Raw genomic sequence first — 2,722 nt, 5'->3', positions numbered from 1 at the left:
GGACGTCCGCCGCCACTTCCGTGGCTTCCACATTCACGACGACGCCGCCCGGGTCACCATCCGGCCCGGAACCACCGTGCGGGAGGTCAACACCGCGCTGGGCCGACACGGTCGAAAGCTCGGCCCCGATCCGGCGTCCGAATCGGCCTGCACCCTGGGTGGGGTCATCGCCAACAACTCCTCCGGAATGCACTGCGGGACGGAGTTCAACACCTACCAGACCTTGGAATCCATGGTGTTGGTGACGCCCTCCGGCACGGTGCTGGACACCTCGGATCCGGATGCCGACCGCCACCTGCATGAAGCCGAACCAGACCTCCATGAGGGCCTGCTGCGGTTGCGGCGGCGCGTTGTGGAGAACGCGGAGTCGGTGGCCACCATCCAGCGGTTGTTCGCCATGAAGAACACTATGGGCTACAGCCTCAACGCGTTCCTGGACCAGAGTGTGCCGGTCAAAATCCTGGAACGGCTGATGATCGGGGCGGAGGGCACCCTGGGTTTTGTGGCGGAGGCCGTGTTCCGCACCGTGCCCGTGTATCCCCACATGGCCACGGGCCTGTTGGTGTTCCCGGATTTGTATGCCGCAGCGGATGCCGTTCCGGACCTGGTGGCGGCCCATTCGGCCACGGTGGAGTTGATGGATGCCACCTCCCTGAAGGTGGCACAGGCCTACGGCCAGGCACCTGGCCCCATAGCCGGAGTTCAGGTTCAGAACCACGCGGCCTTGTTGGTGGAGTACCAGGGGGACACCGCGGAGCTGTTGCGCGAGCGCACTGACGGGGCGGCAGATCTGTTCGATCATCTCCCCCTTGTCAGCAAGCCCGACCTCACGCTGGACCCCACCGCCCGAGCTGCGCTGTGGACCGTGCGCAAAGGCCTTTACGCCGCCGTGGCAGGCCACCGCCCGTCCGGCACCAACGCACTGTTGGAGGACGTGGTTGTTCCGGTTTCCACCTTGGGCGCCACCTGTGAATCCCTGACGGAGATGTTCGACGCCCACGGTTACCAGCAGTCCGTGATCTTTGGGCATGCCAAGGACGGCAACGTCCACTTCCTGCTCAACGAGGACTTCTCCGATCCCGAATGCCTGCAGAGGTACCAGGACTTCACTGATGAGATGGTGGATCTGATCCTGGACAACGGCGGATCCCTCAAGGCCGAACACGGAACGGGGCGGATCATGGCCCCGTTCGTCCGGCGGCAGTACGGGGACGAGCTCTACGACGTCATGGAGGAGCTCAAACGCCTGGTGGATCCTCGGGGCGTGTTCAACCCGGGCGTGATCCTCAATGCCGACCCCCTGTGCTATCTCCAGGACCTCAAGATCGCGCCCTCCCTGACCGGGGCTGCTGAGGAGGATGCGGACCGCTGCGTGGAGTGCGGTTACTGCGAACCCGTGTGCCCGTCCAAGGACCTCACGCTGACACCTCGCCAGCGCATTGTGGGGCGCCGCGAAATCGTGGCTGCCCAAGCCCGTGGGGACCACCAGAGCGCCCAGACCTTGATCCGCGAGTACGAATACCACGGCCAACAGACATGTGCCGTTGACGGCATGTGTTCCACCGCCTGCCCGGTGTTCATTGACACCGGGGACCTGGTGCGGCGGCTGCGAGCGGACGGCACCTCCCGCGCAGAGGCCAAACTCTGGGACACCGCAGCAGCCAACTGGGGGCAGACGGTCCGCGGGGCATCGACCGCACTGAGCGTGGCCAAGGCCGTGCCGTCCTTCCTGCCGCGCAGTGCCACCGCCGTGGGGCGTCGGCTCCTGGGCCGGGACCGCGTCCCCGAGTACCTGAGCTCACTTCCCGCCGGAGGACGACGACGCCCGACCGGCCCTCAGGATCCCCATGCGTCGGCGGTGTTCTTCCCGGCGTGTGTCACCGCCATGTTCGGGGACGAGCCATCGGTGAAGGGACAGCGGGAGGAGGGGACGGCGTCGTCGTTGTCCTCGGCCGAGGCGTTGCTTGCTCTGTGCGAGCGGGCCGGGGTGGCGGTCACGGTGCCTGAGAACGTGGACGCCACGTGCTGCGGCACCCCGTGGAAGTCCAAGGGCATGACTGCCGGTCACCAGCGCATGCGTGAGGTGACCCTGCCTGCGCTGTGGGAGGCCTCGGAGCAGGGGCGACTGCCGGTGGTGTGTGATGCTTCGTCCTGCACGGAGGGGCTGGAGGCCATGAAGGCCGGAGCAGCCGATTCAAAGTACGCAGCGTTGCGGTTTGTGGATGCGGTGGAATTCGTGGCCGACCACGTGCTCCCGCAACTGCAGGTCAAGCAGAGGGTGGGATCAATGGTCCTTCACCCCACGTGCTCGTCCACGCAGTTGGGGGTCAACGGGGCGCTCGGGGTGCTGGCTGATGCCGTGGCGGATGAGGTGGTGACCCCGGTGGCCTGGAACTGCTGCGGCTACGCCGGGGACCGCGGGATGTTGCACCCTGAGCTGACCGCATCCGCCACGGCGCGGGAGAGCACGGAGGTCAATGAGCGGGACTTTGATGCCTATGCGTCCCTGAATCGCACGTGCGAACTGGGGATGACGCAGGCAACCGGGCACACCTACCGGCACATCCTCCAACACCTGGAGCAGGCCACGCGCTAGATCCAGATGGTCAGTGGGTGCGTTGCGGCACCACCCTGATGGGGATGCTGAGTAGTCACTGGGCCCACTGCTGGTGTTCAGTGGTCAGTTTCCTGGTCGATCAGCGCTGATCGACCAGGAAACTGA

General features: G+C 65.9%; 1 protein-coding gene. It reads left to right on the top strand.

All coding sequences use genetic code 11. From position 1 onward, the window contains the following. Positions 1-2,596 (top strand): FAD-binding and (Fe-S)-binding domain-containing protein (locus L979_RS02570; RefSeq protein ID WP_047688848.1); only part of this gene is annotated, 2,596 nt, incomplete at its 5' end. Between the last annotated feature and the right edge of the window lie 126 nt (positions 2,597-2,722).

The sequence above is a fragment of the Kocuria sp. ZOR0020 genome, from assembly GCF_000800955.1.
Taxonomy (GTDB): Bacteria; Actinomycetota; Actinomycetes; order Actinomycetales; family Micrococcaceae; genus Kocuria; species Kocuria subflava.
This window is presented reverse-complemented; position numbering and strand designations above follow the sequence as displayed.